At 44.7% G+C, this 17279-nt stretch carries 18 protein-coding genes and 1 pseudogene; 9 read left to right on the top strand and 10 right to left on the bottom strand.

Annotated features, from left to right (window positions below):
- Positions 1-36: 36 nt before the first annotated feature.
- Positions 37-660 carry a tetratricopeptide repeat protein gene (locus KUA50_RS06385; protein WP_218456645.1) on the top strand — a complete coding sequence of 208 codons (624 nt, stop codon included), beginning with the start codon at positions 37-39 and terminating at the stop codon, positions 658-660.
- On the opposite strand, the gene cdd is transcribed toward KUA50_RS06385, so the two are convergent.
- The 3 genes from cdd to KUA50_RS06370 form a co-directional block, all read right to left on the bottom strand.
- Positions 661-1140 carry a cytidine deaminase gene (gene cdd, locus KUA50_RS06380; protein ID WP_218456644.1) on the bottom strand — a complete coding sequence of 160 codons (480 nt, stop codon included), beginning with the start codon at positions 1138-1140 and terminating at the stop codon, positions 661-663.
- Positions 1141-1240: 100 nt separating this feature from the next.
- Entirely contained in the window at positions 1241-2530 is a 1290-nt protein-coding gene (locus tag KUA50_RS06375; protein WP_022110272.1) for an igA Peptidase M64 family protein, read from the bottom strand.
- Between the two features lie 18 nt (positions 2531-2548).
- Positions 2549-3478 (bottom strand): glucosaminidase domain-containing protein, encoded by a 930-nt coding sequence (locus tag KUA50_RS06370; protein ID WP_218456643.1) that lies wholly within the window; start codon positions 3476-3478, stop codon positions 2549-2551.
- A 114-nt stretch (positions 3479-3592) separates the two neighbouring features.
- Between KUA50_RS06370 and KUA50_RS06365 the strand changes: the two genes are divergently transcribed.
- The gene (locus tag KUA50_RS06365; RefSeq protein ID WP_218456642.1) at positions 3593-3970 is read left to right on the top strand and encodes a 2-amino-4-hydroxy-6-hydroxymethyldihydropteridine diphosphokinase; all 378 of its coding nucleotides are present in this window, start codon (positions 3593-3595) and stop codon (positions 3968-3970) included.
- 192 nt (positions 3971-4162) lie between these two features.
- On the opposite strand, the gene nrdG is transcribed toward KUA50_RS06365, so the two are convergent.
- From nrdG to KUA50_RS06345, 4 genes are all read right to left on the bottom strand, one after another.
- Positions 4163-4678: an anaerobic ribonucleoside-triphosphate reductase activating protein gene (gene nrdG, locus KUA50_RS06360; RefSeq protein ID WP_118117143.1), complete on the bottom strand. Its 516-nt coding sequence runs from the start codon at positions 4676-4678 to the stop codon at positions 4163-4165.
- Positions 4679-4703: 25 nt separating this feature from the next.
- On the bottom strand, positions 4704-6926 hold the full coding sequence (locus KUA50_RS06355; RefSeq protein ID WP_218456641.1) for an anaerobic ribonucleoside triphosphate reductase: 2223 nt from the start codon (positions 6924-6926) through the stop codon (positions 4704-4706).
- Between the two features lie 356 nt (positions 6927-7282).
- A complete protein-coding gene (coaW, locus tag KUA50_RS06350) occupies positions 7283-8116 on the bottom strand; it encodes a type II pantothenate kinase (RefSeq protein ID WP_118117145.1) in 834 nt (277 codons plus the stop codon).
- 27 nt (positions 8117-8143) lie between these two features.
- A complete protein-coding gene (locus KUA50_RS06345) occupies positions 8144-9613 on the bottom strand; it encodes an SLC13 family permease (RefSeq protein WP_218456640.1) in 1470 nt (489 codons plus the stop codon).
- A gap of 216 nt (positions 9614-9829) precedes the next feature.
- Here KUA50_RS06345 and KUA50_RS06340 point away from each other — a divergent pair, with 216 nt between their 5' ends.
- The 5 genes from KUA50_RS06340 to KUA50_RS06320 all read left to right on the top strand — a co-directional run bounded on the left by KUA50_RS06340 (position 9830) and on the right by KUA50_RS06320 (position 12991).
- Complete coding sequence (locus KUA50_RS06340; protein WP_022110279.1) at positions 9830-10147, top strand: hypothetical protein; 318 nt, start codon at positions 9830-9832, stop codon at positions 10145-10147.
- 746 nt (positions 10148-10893) lie between these two features.
- Positions 10894-12012, top strand: coding sequence for an AAA family ATPase (locus KUA50_RS06335; RefSeq protein WP_256624214.1), 1119 nt, complete (start codon positions 10894-10896; stop codon positions 12010-12012).
- Positions 12013-12179: 167 nt separating this feature from the next.
- The gene (locus KUA50_RS06330) at positions 12180-12461 is read left to right on the top strand and encodes a hypothetical protein (RefSeq protein ID WP_218456639.1); all 282 of its coding nucleotides are present in this window, start codon (positions 12180-12182) and stop codon (positions 12459-12461) included.
- Between the two features lies 1 nt (position 12462).
- Positions 12463-12804 carry a type II toxin-antitoxin system RelE/ParE family toxin gene (locus tag KUA50_RS06325; protein ID WP_218456638.1) on the top strand — a complete coding sequence of 114 codons (342 nt, stop codon included), beginning with the start codon at positions 12463-12465 and terminating at the stop codon, positions 12802-12804.
- Positions 12805-12847: 43 nt separating this feature from the next.
- Positions 12848-12991, top strand: a complete 144-nt coding sequence (locus tag KUA50_RS06320) for a hypothetical protein (RefSeq protein WP_218456637.1) — start codon at positions 12848-12850, stop codon at positions 12989-12991.
- Positions 12992-13082: 91 nt separating this feature from the next.
- On the opposite strand, the gene KUA50_RS06315 is transcribed toward KUA50_RS06320, so the two are convergent.
- The gene (locus KUA50_RS06315) at positions 13083-13235 is read right to left on the bottom strand and encodes a hypothetical protein (protein ID WP_218456636.1); all 153 of its coding nucleotides are present in this window, start codon (positions 13233-13235) and stop codon (positions 13083-13085) included.
- Between the two features lie 240 nt (positions 13236-13475).
- Here KUA50_RS06315 and KUA50_RS06310 point away from each other — a divergent pair, with 240 nt between their 5' ends.
- Both KUA50_RS06310 and KUA50_RS06305 read left to right on the top strand, forming a co-directional pair.
- Complete coding sequence (locus KUA50_RS06310; RefSeq protein ID WP_218456635.1) at positions 13476-14960, top strand: pectinesterase family protein; 1485 nt, start codon at positions 13476-13478, stop codon at positions 14958-14960.
- Positions 14961-14975: 15 nt separating this feature from the next.
- Positions 14976-15212 (top strand): annotated as a pseudogene (locus KUA50_RS06305) (hypothetical protein); the annotation flags it as partial.
- Positions 15213-15216: 4 nt separating this feature from the next.
- Here the strand turns inward: KUA50_RS06305 and KUA50_RS06300 are convergent.
- Together KUA50_RS06300 and KUA50_RS06295 are read right to left on the bottom strand one after the other, a co-directional pair.
- Positions 15217-15696 (bottom strand): DUF4186 domain-containing protein, encoded by a 480-nt coding sequence (locus tag KUA50_RS06300; RefSeq protein ID WP_218456634.1) that lies wholly within the window; start codon positions 15694-15696, stop codon positions 15217-15219.
- A gap of 38 nt (positions 15697-15734) precedes the next feature.
- The gene (locus KUA50_RS06295; protein WP_256624213.1) at positions 15735-17267 is read right to left on the bottom strand and encodes a Na+/H+ antiporter NhaC family protein; all 1533 of its coding nucleotides are present in this window, start codon (positions 17265-17267) and stop codon (positions 15735-15737) included.
- Between the last annotated feature and the right edge of the window lie 12 nt (positions 17268-17279).

Here is a 17279-nt window from a genome sequence, read left to right as displayed (position 1 = left end):
TTTTATGACTTATCAGGAGAAATGTAGCTTATGAAGATGAGTACATATAGAAAATGGGCCTTGTGCTTTTTGGGGATGAACTTGATGTTTGTCCCTTCTTTGGTTTTTGCCCAGCGCAATGATGAGGCTACCGAGCAGCTGGGCAAAGCTTTGGAGTATTTTACTTCTCAAAAATATCATGAGTGCCTGATGATTATGCAGGACTTGGAGAAGCAATATCGGCTCAATCCCAGATACAAGGCCTATTTAGGTGTCTGCTATTATTACGAATGGGATTATGAACATGCTAATAAGTATCTGACGGAGGCAATACCCCAGTTGGCTCTGTTTGCCCCTCATGAGCGCTCGTTCTATTATTGGGCAAATGCAGAAAGTCTTTTCAATCAGCAGAAGTACAAGGAGGCCATTCCTATGTATGAGGCAATGTTGCCGTTGTGCTATGAGAATGAAAAGCCGGATGCTTATTATCGCTTAGGTTTCTGTCATCTGTTTATGGAAAACTGGGTGGGGGCATGGAATGAATTCCTCAAGGCTCAGGATGCTTATCAGAAATATAGGGACACACCCGACATGCAGGCCCGTATCATACAGGTCAGCCACATGTTGGATGGATTGAAGCCTAAGGTGATAGGTATTGTAATCAGCGATCTGCTGAAATAGTTATCTCATATTGGCATCTACGAAAGAGAAAGGAAGCAGGTCCTTGATGCTTCTGAAGCAATAGATGCCCTCTGTGCCATAGAGAAGAATGCGTACCGGTTGCTTGTAGCGGTCTTCTATTTCGAGGATGACCTGGCGGCAAGCTCCACATGGGGAAATCGGATCCTTGAGAAATCCGTTGGCATTTTTTGCAGCGATGGCAATGGTCTTGATGGACAATTCCGGATGGTTTGCCTGTGCAGCAAAGACTGCCGTTCTTTCAGCACAGAGTCCTGATGGGAAGGCTGCGTTTTCCTGGTTGGCACCGATGACGATGCTACCATCTTCCAGAAGACAGGAGGCTCCTACATAGAAGTGGCTATAGTTGGCGTATGAATTCTGGGTAGCTGCAATAGCTTTTTCTACCAGGTTCTGTTCTTCCTGGCTCAATTCTTCCAATTGCGCAAACTGGTATTCAATTTCGATCTTTCTTTCTTTCATAGTTCTAAGGAGTTTTGGTTTTGTAACAGATAACTGAAACCTATTTCTACTGAAAATAGGTTTCAGTTATTTTTTTTATTTTTGAAGTTTATATAGATGACTATTTTGTATAGAAATCTATTAGGTTTGTGATAGCTCTCTTACAGACAGGGCAGAATTCTGGCGTATCATTGATGCGCATGCGGCAATCCTGAACGCCACGATATACTCCCTTGGTGCTGTAGCCGGCACCTTCAAAGACTCCCACCTTGCTTTCTGCCACCTTGGTATTCTCTGAGAGAGGGGTAGGAATAGGTGTTCCTTTCTTTACCATGTCTTTCCACTTGCTGGAGAAGTTGACCAGCGTGGTGATGTTCGGCTCCCAAGGTTCTACGTCGTGTGGGTACATCGGAATCTCTTCGAAATCGTAGGCGTATTCGTCTGCGAGACCAGCAAAGGAATGTCCGAACTCATGTACTACTACTGGCTTGTACCACTTGTGGTGGGTAGAGGTCAGGTTGTAAGAATTGAGGATTCCGCCTCCACCATATTTCTTGGAATTTACCAGCACGATGATGTGTTCGTATGGAGTACCAGCCAACCAGTTGTGCAGGTCCTTCAGATGGAGTGTGGTCAGGTATCTGTCGCTATAGAATGTATCAAAATGAGAGTGGAGTGCAGTATTCTTCCAAATTCCTTTGGCTGGTTCGCTCGTTCCGCTTTCTTCAGATGGTGATTTTACGGCGATGACATTGAATCGGTCACGCATTTTTTTGAATGGCTCATGATTGAAGAGCGCTTCGTTGGCATCCTTTACGTCTTTGATGAAAGTGTCCATCTCTGCATCTGTGTATCCCTCTGCTACGTAAGCAACATGGATGCAGCGAGTTGTATCGGCTGCCTGCTGGATGGTTTCGTATGCTGTCGGCTTCTCTCCCTTGTGGTGGATAAGGATGTCGGTAGGCACTACCTGATGGGTGAGTGATGCAGTAACCTCACGACGGTTGTTGAAGAGCGACAGGGTGATGTCCACCGTGTCTTTTGGCATCGGTACGAGGAAGACATTCTCGAAACTCTGCGTATTCTTCTTAGCCTCCGGGTAGGAAAGCCATTCCTGGAAGAGGGTAGAGAAGGAGTTGCGATAGATGACCTCACCTGTCTTGTGGGCACGAACTGTGATTTGTCCGTTTCCTTCTACAGGCACTTCGCCCAGTCGCTGCTTTTTACCATACCAGCGGGGCATGACGTTCAGTTCATCTACTGCAATCATCTGTTGCTTCGCGTTTCCTACGAAGGTATAATCTACTCGCAGGGTTTTGTCAACGAAATAGTCGTTGAAGTTTTGTGCCAGGAGTTTGCCTGGCATCATGAGCATAGCAAGAGCTGCAATGATCAGTGTTTTCTTCTTCATTTTCTTTTCTTTATTTCTTTATCTTACTTTCAGTCTGGCTCCAGGGTATATCTTGAAGTCAGGATCAAGGTGATTCTTGGAATAGAGACTCTTCAGTCTGATGCCATATTTCTGTGAAATGCTGTACATGCTCTCGCCTGGTTGTACGATATGAGGGCGTTTCTTGAACTGCTTAGGCGCTTTCTTGCGCTTTTTCTTCAGATAGATGACATCTCCCTTGTGCAGGATGTCGTGCTTGTCTCTTTCGTTGTACTTAGCCAATTTTCTCCAACTGATACCCACTTCCTTTCCGATGCTCTTGAAGGTTTCTCCCTCTCTGGCATACAGATAATAATTGTCATTGAAGATGTGGATAGGATGCAGAAGTCCTTGTGCGTTGACCGGCTGATCTGTGCCACTATGTTCTGCCATGAATTTGTCGTAGCGTTTTTCCTTGTCATAATCATGGAGCTTGTACAGTTCGATAATCTGTATCAGTTTGTTGGCATACTGCGGATTGGTAGCATAGCCACATTGTTTCAGTCCTCTTGCCCATCCTTTGTAGTCGTTGCTGTTCAGTGAGAAAAGCCGGGCATATCGCTGTTGCCGTGCCAGAAAGCGGCTATGGTCTTCGTAGCTTTCCCTGGCATCACTATATACACGGAAACATTCACCACGGGCGTCATCGTCGTGGTATTGCGTAGGACCTGTCCATGAAGTGTGGCATTTGATGCCGAAATGATTATTGCCCTGTCTTACCAGGCTGCTTCTTCCTGCAGCGCTCTCGAAGAGACCTTGTGCCAGCGTGATACTGGCTGGTATCCGATATTTGAGCATCTGCTCGATAGCAAGATCCTTGTACTGGTTGATATATGTCTGATAAGTCTGGTTCCACTTCATCTGTGCGCCCGAAGGAAGGGTGCAGAGCAGAAGAGCCAAACCTATGATATTTGCTTTGATTCTATTCATACTGCAAAAATATAAAAAATAGTTTATTTTCGCTTGTTTTCCCTTATTTATTTATTAATTTTCACTTTTTGTATGCTTTTTCGATATTATTTGATTATTTTTGCAGGAAAAAAGATGAGCACAAGGATATTGATAGCTTTAGGCTCTAATCATGAGCAAGAGAAGAATGTGGCTTTCGCAATGGAGCGTCTGCGCAGTTTTTTCCCCGGCATTTCCTTTTCGAGAATACTGTGGACCGAACCGATAGGCATCGCATCTGACCGATTCGTGAATGCCCTTGCCTTAGCTGATATGGATAGAGAGCAGGAGGAAGTGGAACGGATATTGAAGCAGATAGAGAAAGAATGTGGAAGAAGCCGGGAGGAAAAGGTGAGGAATATTATCAGGTTGGATCTCGATCTTTTGCAGTGGGGTACAGTCCGGTTGCGTGAACAGGACTGGGAAAGGGGTTACGTCCGCCTGTTGCTGCAGGAGATGCAATGGGCATTCTGATAATTTCATAAACTTATAGGGAGTTATAGAATACGAAAATACGGAATGTGAAAATGCGGAATGGACGATACAATAAAAATCCTCTTGATGAGGCTGATAAAGCCGAATCAAGAGGATTTTTATATTTCACCAGCATCAGGATTCCTCCCGATGCTGGTGAGTAAAGTTATGATGTCTTATCGTTTTAATGTCTTATAAAACCGGTGTCGGGTTGTCTTTGGTGAGGTGCAGTTCTACCACTTCTCCTGTGGCAAGCGATTTCTTCACATTGATGAGTCGCTGGTTGCTGCTTCCCCTGAAAAATAAATCCTTATCAGCGAGTGCCTTTATGAACGGACCATCTACCAGAACATCTATCTGTTCGAGCAGTGCTCTCTGTGCCGGGTTCTTCAGGAGATTCTCATATTTATAACCCGTAAAGCACCAGATATCCTTGCTGCTTTCCTTGCGGATGGCACGAGCTAACTCTGCAAATCCCTCAGCCTGAAACATCGGGTCGCCTCCTGAGAAGGTAACATTGGCGAACGGATCGCTCATGATTTCCTTCAGCAGGTCTTCGGTCGATGTCATTGTACCATTGTTGATGTCCCACGACTGCGGATTATGGCATTCAGGACAATGATTGGGACAACCTGCACAATAGATAGAGGTCCTGAAACCAGGACCATCCACCATCGTGTCGTGGATTACGCTAAGAACGCTTATCATGATTTCTTCCCAGTTTATCCTTATCTTACTTTTGTGGAGTGTCGATATGAGTTACACGGTCGTGAAGCTCAGCCAACTTGCCACTGTTCCAGCGATCGGTAGTACCTACGAGGTAACCGGTGATGCGCTGCAACTTGTCGATGTGGTGGCTTCCGCACTTAGGACAAACTTCCAGGTTGGCCTCTGCATTCTCGTAGCCACAGTCCAGACAGCGGTTGCGGTTGTGGTTTACAGAACCGTATCCCATATTGTACTTATCCATCATGTCAACCACACTGGCAATGACAGAAGGGTTGTGGGTAGCATCGCCGTCAATCTCTACATAGAAGATGTGTCCACCACGAGTCAGATCGTGATAAGGAGCCTCCACCTGTGCCTTCTTCATGGCAGTACACTTGTAATATACAGGTACGTGGTTTGAGTTGGTATAGTAATCACGGTCAGTAACACCAGGGATAATACCAAACTGCTTGCGGTCTTTCTTAGTGAACTTACCGCTCAAGCCCTCTGCAGGAGTAGCGAGGATAGAGTAGTTGTGGTGATACTGCTCGCTGTATTCGTCAGCATGTTCCTTCATGAAGGTAACAATCTTCAGACCCAATTCCTGTGCCTCTTCGCTCTCGCCGTGGTGATGACCGATGAGGGCAACCAGACATTCTGCGAGTCCGATGAAACCGATACCCAACGTTCCGTGATTGATTACGCTCTCGATGGTCTCCTCTGGCTTCAGGTTCTCGGCACCTACCCAAAGATATTTCATCAGCAATGGGAACTGCTTAGCCATAGCGGTCTTCTGGAACTGGAAGCGCTCGTCGAGCTGCTTGGCTGTGATATCGAGGATATTGTCAAGCTTCTCGAAGAAAGTCTTGATTCTCAATTCCTTGTTCTCGATACCCATGCACTCGATGGCCAACTTTACGATATTGATTGTAGAGAAACTCAAGTTACCGCGTGCGATACTGGTCTTCTCTCCCCAACGGTCTTCGAATACACGTGTACGGCAACCCATAGTGGCGATTTCCCACTTGTAGCGCTCAGGATCGTCAGCACGCCACTTCTCGTTCTGATTGAATGTGGCGTCGAGGTTGAGGAAGTTAGGGAAGAAACGGCGGGCTGTTACCTTGCAAGCCAACTGATAGAGGTCGTAGTTGCGATCCTCTGGCAAGAAGTTGACACCACGTTTCTTTTTCCAAATCTGGATAGGGAAGATGGCAGTTTCGCCATTTCCTACGCCATCGTAAGTACTCTTCAGAATCTCGCGCATGATGCAACGGCCTTCTGCACTGGTATCTGTACCATAATTGATAGAAGAGAATACCACCTGATTACCGCCACGGGAGTGGATGGTGTTCATATTGTGGATGAAAGCCTCCATCGCCTGATGTACACGGTTTACGGTCTTGTTGATGGCGTGCTGTTCCAGACGTGCTCTTCCCTGAAGATTGTCGAGTGGCTTCTCGATATAGTCATCGATAGGCGCATCATAAAGATCCTTGAGATCTTCGCCAGAGAGCTTCTCCAAGTTTTTCACTTCCTCCTGGTAAGACATTCTTACGTATGGAGCCAGGTAGAAGTCGAAAGCAGGAATAGCCTGACCACCGTGCATCTCGTTCTGACAGGTTTCCAGAGAGATGCAAGCCAGTACGGCTGCTGTCTCGATACGCTTGGCTGGACGGCTGGAACCATGGCCAGCTGTGAAGCCATGCTTCAGGATGACGTCGAGCGGATGCTGTACGCAAGTCAGACTCTTGGTAGGATAATAATCTTTGTCGTGTATATGAATGTAGTTGTGCAGGACGGCGTCACGAACTTCCTCGCTGAGGAGATAGTCGTCAACGAATGGTTTTGTAGTTTCAGAAGCAAATTTCATCATCATGCCGGCAGGAGTGTCGGCATTCATGTTGGCGTTTTCACGGGTGATGTCATTGTTCTTGGCATTCACGATGCTCATGAACACATCGCGTGTCTTTGCCTTGCGGGCAATGTTACGCTGGTTGCGGTATGCGATGTACTTCTGTGCCACGTCCTTGCGGGCACTCTTCATGAGCTCCATCTCGATGGCATCCTGGATGGCTTCTACGCTCATCTGGTTCTTGCCACGATAGCTTACATGATCAGTGATTTTCTCAATAAGAGTTTCATCTTCACCCTTGTCTGTGTGCAACATGGCTTTACGTATGGCAGCCATGATTTTCTGTTGATTGAAACCAACAATGCGTCCGTCACGCTTTACTACAGTTTGTATCATTTCTATCTTTACTTTAAGATTGATATTTAATTAGCTTATTATTAACATTTTACGCAAAAAGGAGGCAGTAGGAACCTCGATTTTGACATTGCAAAGATACAAAAGATATTTGAAAGTTTTCTGTTTTGGACAACTTTTCTTTGGTTAAAAAATATTAAGTAGTTGATAATCAGGCAATTAAAAAATCGTTTTGGAAAACTTTTGTATTTTATTGTTTCCCAAAACGATTAATTGCTTATGCATCAAAGAGTTATGCGATTTTTGCCCCGAAATGTTAATTATTGCTTATCCGGATGCTTTAGTCGATAATCCCTTTATATATGGGATTTCTGCACCTCACTTGCAGAAATCTGTGCTTATTTCTGATTTCTTTTATAGTCAAGTGCTGCACCTATTGCCGTGCAGAATTCTGAATATTTAGGTATGCGGAACCTAACATTGTAGAGTTTCTCCATGGCAGGGAATACTTCCCGGCACTGAGGCATGAGGGTCAGGTTTCCGATGAGTACGAAATCCTTGATTCCCGACTCTAAGGAGGAGAGAATTGTGGCAGAACCGATACATTGCAGTACCATCCAGATGAGGCCTTTGGCTATATCTTCACGAGATGCGTTTGCCTTGGCGTTGCTGAACAGAGATGCCACGGCATTCATTGGCAGTCCTGGCAATGGTTTGGCGCTGATATCGCCTATGAGCAGATTGATCTTGGAAACATCACCATCTTTTGCCAGATGGGCTATCTGCTTCACGTCGTCGGTCTTGAGCATGATGCGGCTCAGTCCTGCTAAGGTGCCGCCTCCGATGCCGATACCTCCGATGTGGCGTATGTTGTCGCCTTCGCATTTCACGAGTGATGTACCCGTTCCCATGCTTACTACAATCATCCTGTCGAGCTTGCTTTCATATTTGGCACCAAGTCCGTCGGCTACGAATTCCTCGCTCTTGGAGGTAGGAAGTCCATAGATAGGCTCGTCTATATAAGCAGAGCCTACACCGGTAAGCATCACATGTTCCACCTCAGAGAGGCTGATCTGGTTGTCGTGCAGGTATTTTCCGAATGCTCCATACAGAGACGTGATTGGGTCTGTAGCCTTGATGCGGATGGGACTTACTACGATTCCGTCTTCGTCAATGCCCACAATCTTGGTGGTGGAGATACCTACGTCGATACCAATTACTATTTTTTTCATTTTAGAGATATATTGTTTTTGAGTTTTTTAAAGCACACCCATCTTACAGAAAGTGATGAGCACACCATATCCGAGAATCATACTGATGAGACCGATGGTCAGACCTGCTTTCACCATATCGGTCTGCTGGATGAGTCCGGTAGAGTAGGCGATGGCATTCGGAGGGGTGGAAATAGGAAGCGACATGGCGCAGGAAGCAGCCACGGCTACACCTATAATAATAGTAGAGGTTCCACCGATGCTTTCGAGTGAACTGCCCATGCCGGCACATACTACGGTCAGGATAGGAATCAGGAGGGCTGCAGTAGCGGTGTTGGAGATAAAGTTACTCAATGCAAAGCAGACGAGTCCTGAAACGATCATGATGACTACCGGGTTGAATGTGTCAAATGGAATACTTTTCACGGCATTCTCTGCTAACCCCGTACCATTCATGGCAAGACCCAAGGCAAAACCACCGGCTACCATCCAGATGACAGCCCAGTCGATTTCCTTCAGGTCGTCGGCTGTGAGCACACCGGTAAATGCAAATATGGCGATAGGCAACATGGCTACGGTATTGGCATTGATACCGAAATATTTCTTACCGAATACCCAGAGTACGATGGTCAGGATGAAGGTGGCAGCTACTACGATGGTACGCCAGTTGAACTGGATGTCTCCCTGAATCTGCAGTTCGATAGTCTTCTGTGAGAAAGGGAACATCTTGCGGATAATAAACCATGCCAATACCAGCATGACGAGTACCATCGGGCACATAATCATCATCCAATCTCCGAAACCGATGTCGAGATTGAGTCCGTCTGGTGCTGTAAGAACCTTGTATGCGAAGGCATTAGGAGGTGTTCCGATAGGAGTTCCCATACCGCCGAGGTTAGCTCCGATAGGGATGGCCATGGTGAGTGCGATTCTTCCCTTCCCGTTGGCAGGAAGTGCCTTGAACACAGGAGTCAGGAAGGTAAGCATCATGGCTGCGGTGGCAGTATTGGAGATAAACATGGAGAAGATGCCGGTGATGAGCATGAAGCCCAACAGTACATTTTCTGATTTCTTGCCGAAAGGAGCGATGAGAGTCTTAGCCATCAGTACGTCGAGTCCACTCTTGGTGGCGGCGATGGCCATCACGAAACCACCGAGGAAGAGGATGATGGTAGGGTCGGCAAAGCAGGCCATGATACCCTGATATTCCAGGAGGTTGCCGTATTCGCCTTCGGAACCTTGCATGATATTGAAGGCCGAGTCGGATACACCGAACAGCAATACGAAGATGATGACTACTGATGTTGCCCAGGCAGGAATGGCTTCGGTGAGCCATAGCATGACCGCCATGACGAAGATGGCGATGACGCGTTGCTGAACGACTGTCAGCCCCTCGATGCCAAAGCTGTCGATGGGCAGATTCCAAACTAGTGCGGTGAGCAGGGCGGTGATGGTAAACATCAGAGCCTTCTTGCGATTGAAGTCGCTGCTCAAAACTTTTTTGACGGTTTCTTGCATTTTCTCTATGTTTTTTATGGATTTTGTCGGCAAATGTACGCAATATTTCCGACATAACAAAATATTAGATAGAAATATTCATCAAATACTGAGAAAAATTACAAAAAGAATGTTTTTCCGAAAAAAAATGATGCAAAAGGTTGGTCTTTTAAAAATAAAGTATTATATTTGCGAAATCTTATAGTGAAAGATTATCTAACATAAATATTTTATACCATGACTCAAGTTACATTTGTTTTGGTTTTCTTTGTAGTGGTCATGCTGCTGGCATTTTCGTTATACCACCACAAGAAGCACATAGAGTTTAAGATGTCGGACATCGAGAAGGCTGTCCGTAGTGCTTATCCTGAGGGTGTCACTTCTGTAAAGAAGGGAGACCTGGTAGTTGCTGTGAAGAAGTATTTCCATTGCAGTGCTAAGGATGCCCATTATATAATAGGTGTAGCTCGTAGAAAGAAGATCGTGGATATTGCTGCCGAGCAGGTATCATTGCATACGGAAAATTGCTCCTTAGAGGGCACAAAAATGCCATAGTCAGGGCGCAAAGTTGCCGTGCCTAAGCATTTTTTCACCCTTCATTATCCATCATAGTCTAATGATGCGTTTTATTGAGGTCTAATGATGCGCTTTATTAGGTGCTAACGAAGCGCTTTATTAGGTGTTAATGATGCGCATCGTTAGGTCATGTAGATTTTCAACAAGTTATGTTCTTGAAAATCAGTAGATTACAGATGAAGTGTGATGGCGATATAAAGAATGAATCTTCTTTACATTAGCTTGGCTGAGGTTCTCGTATTTTCAGACGCTTCTGTTTTCTCTGAGAATATCGTAAATATGAAGAAGATGGAAAAATGTACTGGTAATCAGATAATTGTGTGTATTTTTACAGGATGATGGCGTGGAGGAAAATCTATAGTCGTACGATTTTAACCCCTATAGTTGTACGACCATAACTCTGGAGTTGTACAACCATAGCATGTATAGTTGTACAACTGTAACTTTATAGTTGTACAACTATAGGTCTTGTTCCTAATAGAGAGCAGAAAATAGGGTGTTTCAGTCTCTCAATCCCCCTTGTTTTTGTCGCTAGATTCAAAACTTGTAGGTGTATGAAATATGGTTATATATTTTGACGGAAAGTTGTAGGATTTGAAGGATACTTTACCTCTGTAATAGGAAAAATCAATATGAATTATGCAATTTGCATTATGCAATTTGCATAATTCGAAATAAATAATTATCTTTGCAGTCGAAAGTAACATTCTAAAATGGTGCGCAATATGGAGAATCCTTTTATCATAACGGGTTATATCAAGCCCGAATATTTCTGCGATAGAGAAAAGGAAGCAGAAAGAATCATCAGTAAGATAACGAGTGGCGAGAATATGGTGGTAATGGCTGCAAGACGAGTAGGCAAGAGTAAACTGATAGACTTTTGCATGGACTCTCCTGCTATCAAAGACCATTTTATCTGTATTTCCATCGATATTCTCCGAACTTCCAGCATTCATGAATTTGCCTTCGAGTTGGGAAAGGCTGTATTTGATTTGGCAGCTCATCGTGGAGCCAAGATGATGAGAATGGTGGTTAACACCCTGAAGTCTATCAATGGCTGCTTCGGTTACGATCCGATTTCCAATACCCCAACGTTTAATCTTTCGTTGGGTGATATTTCTAATCCGCTCTATACATTGGATGAGATATTTGCCTGTTTGGAGCAGGCCGATAAAAAATGTATCGTTGCCATTGATGAGTTCCAGCAGATAGGCTATTATCCGGAGAAGAATATGGAGGCCATTCTCAGAACTTATATTCAGAAGTGCAGCAATGCTAATTTCATCTTCTCTGGCAGCGAGCGTCACCTAATTTCCAAGATGTTTTCCGAGAAAGCGCATCCTTTTTACAATAGTGCTGATATGATGAATCTGGAGGTGATTCCGCTTGATAAATACAAGGAGTTTGCTATCCGTTTGTTTGGTAAGTTTGATAAGAAGATTAAGGAGGAGGCTATAGAGTTGGTGTATCAGGCTTTTGGTGGCAATACCTATTATATGCAGAAGGTGATGCATGAGGCTTTCAACCAAACAGCGCCACAGGCTGAGGCTGATTGTGAGATGATAAAGAGCATCATCCATGCTTTGGTATTGGATAATGACCATAAGTTTAGCGAGATACTTTCCCGTCTCACTCTTCCGCAGAAGGAACTTCTGTATGCTGTTGCTAAGGAGGGAATGGCTAGTCAGATTACCTCTTCTGGCTTTGTGAAGAAGCATAGTCTCCGCTCGGCAAGTAGTGTGCAGAGTGCTGTGAAGAAACTGCTGGAATATCATCTGATTTCTACTTCTCAGAGTACGTATTATATTGATGATCAGCTTATGAACTTATGGTTGAAGGAATAAATTGAATGTTTTTGAAGTGAAATCGAGATAGGACAATAGAGCCTTTTGGTATTTTTGATACTGAAAGGCTTTTTTTGTATCTTAAAATGAAGAAAGTCGCTCTTTTCTTTGGCATTTCTAATTCTTTTCGTTATTTTTGTGGCGTTAATTTAAAAGAAAGGAATAAGATGGAAACGATTAATATTCAGTTTCAAGTACCTTCTACAGGTCAATATACGCTTGACGAATTTGTCGCTAAGCTCAAAGACTATGCTGAAAAATTAGCCAGTTCTATCTCCAAATCAGAAAATAGCTACCAGGAAAGATATATGAGCCAAGCCGAGCAGGAAGCCTATGTGGCAGAAAGTCTCAACCGTGCTCTTGATGAAATGGAAGCTCATAAGAAGAATGGGACTAAGCCGATGGATGCTCGTGATTTGTTGAGAAGACTTCGGGAAGAGGAGGCGTAGTATGAAGGTTAAGATTTATACGGAAAAAGAATTTGAGCGACAACTTAGAAAGCTTTCCAAGAAATATCGTTCAATGCTTGATGACTATGATGCTTTTCTTACAGGCTTAGAACAGGATCCTTACCAAGGTACTAGTCTTGGCAAAGGTGTCAGAAAGGTAAGAATGGCAATAGCTAGTAAGGGTAAAGGTAAGAGTGGTGGTGCAAGGGTCATCACTTATAATCTTTACCAGGAAGGAGATACCATTATCATTGATTTATTGACAATTTATGATAAAGGAGAAATCTCTAATATCTCTGATGAGTTTATCAGTTTTTTGCTTGATAAGCGTGAAAATGGATAATACGCAGAATTTGTAGATTGTGTGATAGTGGAACTTCTTTGGTGTGTCGGGTAAAGATTTCCAGGAAATCAAGTCGGCGATAGCTGGTTTGCAGAAAGGCGAGTTGATTATCAAGGATCATACGATGGCTGCCCTTGGTTTGGGTGGTAAACCGTATAAGAAAATAAAGGTGACGCATCTCATTTGATGCGCCATCTTTTTAAATTTTACTGGGGAAAATATGATTCTCGAATTCAACAAGCAAGGGAATTATATCATATAATCAGCAGAGAAACTTTCTAAATCTCTCCCCACTCTTCATCCGACCATTCTTCTTCCCTAAAAGTATGTTCTTTAGACCCCCAGTTAGTATTTCCATTACCGTTACCAGGAACTTTATTAGTATCGATGGAAAGACTGGTCAGAATACAAGTATCTTCTGCCAGACTCATACTCTTTACAGTTGGCTCTATATATATTTTTTTGATAGAAACTAGCTATATTATCAAAAATAGTGTTAACGATTTCTGTATTTCAGAAATCATTAAGAAGATTAACTAAAATCCGTATGGCAGACAAAAGGATGCTGCCTTTTTGCGCAGCCCCAAAAAACATTTTTCCATCAAAAAAATACGTTATTTCGATTTTTTTTCGTAATATTGCACTCAAAAACAACATTAAAGGCTATTGATATGAAACGAATCTTTATTTCAATGACAGGTATCATCACATGTATGAACCTGATGGCACAAACTCCAGTCAGTTTTTATCCTCAGGAGAATGCCCAAGACATCAACATCGATACACATCTGGTCATCGTGTTTGACAAGACTGTAAAGACTGGCAGCAAGGGCATAATCACAGTTACGGACAAGACAACTCGAAATGTGGTTGATAGAATCGATATGAGCATTCCGGCGGGACCAACCGAAGGACAGCCCAAGAATCCCAATGCTGTCTATACTCCCGTTCCCTATATATATAAGGTGGAGAATGTAACCAATCGCAATACCCGTCCTGGAACTCCATCAGGTGCTGCTAAGGAAGACAAGCGCAAGTATCAGAAGACCATCATTGGTGGCTTCTCTGATGCCTTTCACTTCTATCCGGTCATCTGTCACGGGAACAAAGCAACCATTTATCTTCATAACAATATGCTGGAATATGGACATGAATATGAAATCAAGATCAGCAAGGGTACGATTGAGGGATGGAATGGCAAGAAGTCATGGACGTTTAGGACAAAGGAAAAAGCCCCTTCTGCAGATTTGCGTCATATAGTTGTGGCAGCTGATGGCAGCGGAGACTTCTCCACTCTGCAAGGTGCCATGGATTGGATACCAGACTCATTGCCTTCTGAAGCCAGCAGGAAAAAGGTTTTCGTGAAGAAGGGAGATTATGAAGAGCTGGTTTATTTCCGCAATAAGCGATTTGTTACTATCCAAGGAGAATTCATGGATGGGGTAGTGGTGCATTACCCCAATAACGAGGTGTTCAATCCTCACCCGGTTGATATCAAGACCAATGAGCAGAAAGGAACATTCCCTTCTCGCCGTGCGGCTGTGGCGGCAGACAACTGTGCCGACATGATTTTCAAGGATATCACCTTCAAGACAGATTGCAAGGGACAGGCTGAGGGATTCCTGCTCAATGGTGAAAGAAACTTTGCAGAGAATGTGCATGTCATCGGTGACGGTGATGCTCTTCAGGTGAATGGTTCTGCCTACTGGCTTAACTGCGTGATTGATGGAGGAGGTGACACGGTGCTGGGTAGAGGTCCATCCTATTTCAATCACTGTATCCTTTCCAGCTATGATGCTTTCATGTGGATTAGAAATACCTGGGAGAACCATGGTAACATCTTCAATGACTGTACCTTCAAGGGATTGGGCAAGGATGCCGTGATAGCCCGCCTTCCTGACAACAAGGGCAGAAATTATCCTGATGCGGAATGCGTGCTGCTGAATTGTACGCTTGATGGTGTGCCTTCTGAAGGCTTTGGCCCCATAGATGAGTCGGCATCTACGGCAAATCTCCTGGAATTCAACAGTCATGACAAGGAAGGTAAAACTATAGATATCAGCAAGAGAAACAAGCATGTCCGTCAGCTTGACGCCATCAAGGATGCTGAGACAATCGGAAAATACTCCAATGCAAGTTGGGTATTGAATTGGTAAGAAAGGAGATTATTTATGTCACAAAAGAAGATATTCAGATGCCAGGAATGTGGGTACGAGACCGAAATATATGAGGGACGTGGTTTCATGGGGCAGCACATAGAAGCCATGTCTTGTCCCGACTGCAGGAACATAGTACCTCTAGTGGTGGGGGGAGTGATAGGTGATGCTGCACCTAGCTTCAACTCCCTTGTGGGAAGACTGTGTCTGAGATGCGGATCTGCCAGGATTCACAGGTGGGATATGCACACTCTTTCTAAACCTGTTTTTCAATCCATGCCATCAATACCGCTACTGCATATTGCTGTTCTTCTCTGGTCAGCTGTCTTCCGGCAGGTATATGATGCCATTTGGAGAAACATCCACGACAGCAGCAGCCTGTAGCATGCTGGGCAATGAATACGGGATGACCTCTCATCGGCGTCTGCTTGCCGTCATTGGGGATTACGGCTGGAGCAAGACGTTTGGCAACGAAATCCTCTGCATGCTTACGGATGGTTGTCAAGCCCTTTTCTGCAATATATTCCTTATCCCTTTTCGAAAGGTGAAAACGGCTGCGGAATGCTGATTTCGAAAGCCTTTCAAACAGATCTGTCAAGTCATACTCTTTGTCTGGAGAGGTATGGTTTTCCTTGTTTTCTGAAGAGACAGAATCTTTCTGATAATCCTCTTTCTCCTCAGGAAACAAATTGAGTTCTACATATCTGGCATGGTTTGCCCTCGAATCTTTTTTCATATCTATTTATCTCCTATATCTGTTAATCTCCTATATATTTAATGGATATCAGACTCTTCTGCTGTAGATGCATTGTCCTCCTTGGGTTGGGGCTTGGGTACGAAGCCCAGAATAGCTACCAGACAACTCATCAATGGACTGATGATGTTGAAGAAGCAGAAGGGGAGATAGACCAGTGTCGGGATGCCGAGAACCGTACTCTGCGTCATACCGCAGGCTGTCCATGGAACCAGTACGCTCGTCACGGTAGCACTATCCTCTGTACTTCGGCTTAAGAGTTCCGGACGGTAGCCTCGTTCAGCATATTCATCCTTGTAGATAGATGCATTCATGATGATGCTCAGAAACTGGTCGCCCATAACGAGATTGAGCAATACGCCCGATGTCACGGTACTGCAGACAAGTGATACGGTGCTGTGGATGCTTTTCAGAAGCATGTGGGTGATAGCGTGAAGCATGCCGCTGGCCACCATACATGAACCGAAACACATGGCACAGAGAATGAGCCAGATGGTGTTGAGCATACCTGCCATGCCGCGGGTTGCCACGAGTTCATTGATGTTCTCCATGCCGCAATCTACCTGAGTGTGGGTATAGCAGGTTATCATGATTCCCTCAAAGAGGCTCTTGGCAGTGATGTTGTCTTCTCCTGCAATATTTACCAGTACTTCCGGCTGGAGGATGAGGGCACAGATGCATGCAGAAAGAGCTGAAAGAAGAAGCGTGATGAGAGAAGGGGTCTTGCGGTAGATGAGCCATCCTGTAAAAGCAGGAACGAGCATTGTAAGCAGGGAGATATTGAAACCATGACTAAGACCGGTAAGATACTGGCTGATATCCACAGGTTTGGAATCATAGCAGAGTCCGATGATGAGATAGAGTACCAGCGAGAGCAGGATGCTTGGTATGGTGGTATAGAGCATGTAGCGGATATGTGAGAAGAGGTCGGCACCGGCAATGCTTGAAGCCAGGACGGTGGTATCGCTCATTGGCGAGAGCTTATCACCGAAATAGGCTCCCGAAATAATGGCTCCAGCGGTGTAGGGGGCTGGTATTCCCAGGGCATCACCGATTCCCATCAGGGCAATACCGATGGTGGCAATGGTGGTCCATGAGGTTCCCGTCATCACAGAAATGATGCTGGAGATGATGCAGGCGCAGGGTAGGAAAAAGGTCGGCGACATGATCTGAACACCATAATATATTAATGTGGGAACCACGCCACTGATCATCCAGGTAGCTGACATCATTCCGATGAGCAGCAGAATCAGAATAGATACTCCGGCATCGCCCACAGTCTTTTTGATCATCTCCTCGAAGATATTCCATTTCATATTGTAGATTCCCATGCCGAGTGCTACGCATACTGCTGTGGCTATCATGAGGGCCACCTGAGAGGCACCCGCCAGGGCATCATCAGGGAAGAGCTTGACAACCATGACGATGAGGGTGATAAGTACTGCCAGCGGTATGACAGAAATGAAAGGATGTGGTTCCACTGGCTGCTGAGGAGGGCAGGAAACCTGATCTTCTGCAGCCTGAGTTTTTTGTTTATTTTCTTTTTGTTCCATTTGTTAATACTC

It is taken from the genome of Segatella hominis, assembly GCF_019249725.2.
In the GTDB taxonomy this organism is placed as follows: domain Bacteria; phylum Bacteroidota; class Bacteroidia; order Bacteroidales; family Bacteroidaceae; genus Prevotella.
Note: the sequence above shows the minus strand (reverse complement) of the source record. Positions and strands in the feature narration are given on the sequence as shown.

Coding starts and splice junctions, on each gene's coding strand:
- KUA50_RS06385 (WP_218456645.1), top strand. CDS start 37: ATGAGTACATATAGAAAATGGGCCTTGTGCTTTTTGGGGATGAACTTG.
- cdd (WP_218456644.1), bottom strand. CDS start 1,140: ATGAAAGAAAGAAAGATCGAAATTGAATACCAGTTTGCGCAATTGGAA.
- KUA50_RS06375 (WP_022110272.1), bottom strand. CDS start 2,530: ATGAAGAAGAAAACACTGATCATTGCAGCTCTTGCTATGCTCATGATG.
- KUA50_RS06370 (WP_218456643.1), bottom strand. CDS start 3,478: ATGAATAGAATCAAAGCAAATATCATAGGTTTGGCTCTTCTGCTCTGC.
- KUA50_RS06365 (WP_218456642.1), top strand. CDS start 3,593: ATGAGCACAAGGATATTGATAGCTTTAGGCTCTAATCATGAGCAAGAG.
- nrdG (WP_118117143.1), bottom strand. CDS start 4,678: ATGATAAGCGTTCTTAGCGTAATCCACGACACGATGGTGGATGGTCCT.
- KUA50_RS06355 (WP_218456641.1), bottom strand. CDS start 6,926: ATGATACAAACTGTAGTAAAGCGTGACGGACGCATTGTTGGTTTCAAT.
- coaW (WP_118117145.1), bottom strand. CDS start 8,116: ATGAAAAAAATAGTAATTGGTATCGACGTAGGTATCTCCACCACCAAG.
- KUA50_RS06345 (WP_218456640.1), bottom strand. CDS start 9,613: ATGCAAGAAACCGTCAAAAAAGTTTTGAGCAGCGACTTCAATCGCAAG.
- KUA50_RS06340 (WP_022110279.1), top strand. CDS start 9,830: ATGACTCAAGTTACATTTGTTTTGGTTTTCTTTGTAGTGGTCATGCTG.
- KUA50_RS06335 (WP_256624214.1), top strand. CDS start 10,894: ATGGAGAATCCTTTTATCATAACGGGTTATATCAAGCCCGAATATTTC.
- KUA50_RS06330 (WP_218456639.1), top strand. CDS start 12,180: ATGGAAACGATTAATATTCAGTTTCAAGTACCTTCTACAGGTCAATAT.
- KUA50_RS06325 (WP_218456638.1), top strand. CDS start 12,463: ATGAAGGTTAAGATTTATACGGAAAAAGAATTTGAGCGACAACTTAGA.
- KUA50_RS06315 (WP_218456636.1), bottom strand. CDS start 13,235: ATGAGTCTGGCAGAAGATACTTGTATTCTGACCAGTCTTTCCATCGAT.
- KUA50_RS06310 (WP_218456635.1), top strand. CDS start 13,476: ATGAAACGAATCTTTATTTCAATGACAGGTATCATCACATGTATGAAC.
- KUA50_RS06300 (WP_218456634.1), bottom strand. CDS start 15,696: ATGAAAAAAGATTCGAGGGCAAACCATGCCAGATATGTAGAACTCAAT.
- KUA50_RS06295 (WP_256624213.1), bottom strand. CDS start 17,267: ATGGAACAAAAAGAAAATAAACAAAAAACTCAGGCTGCAGAAGATCAG.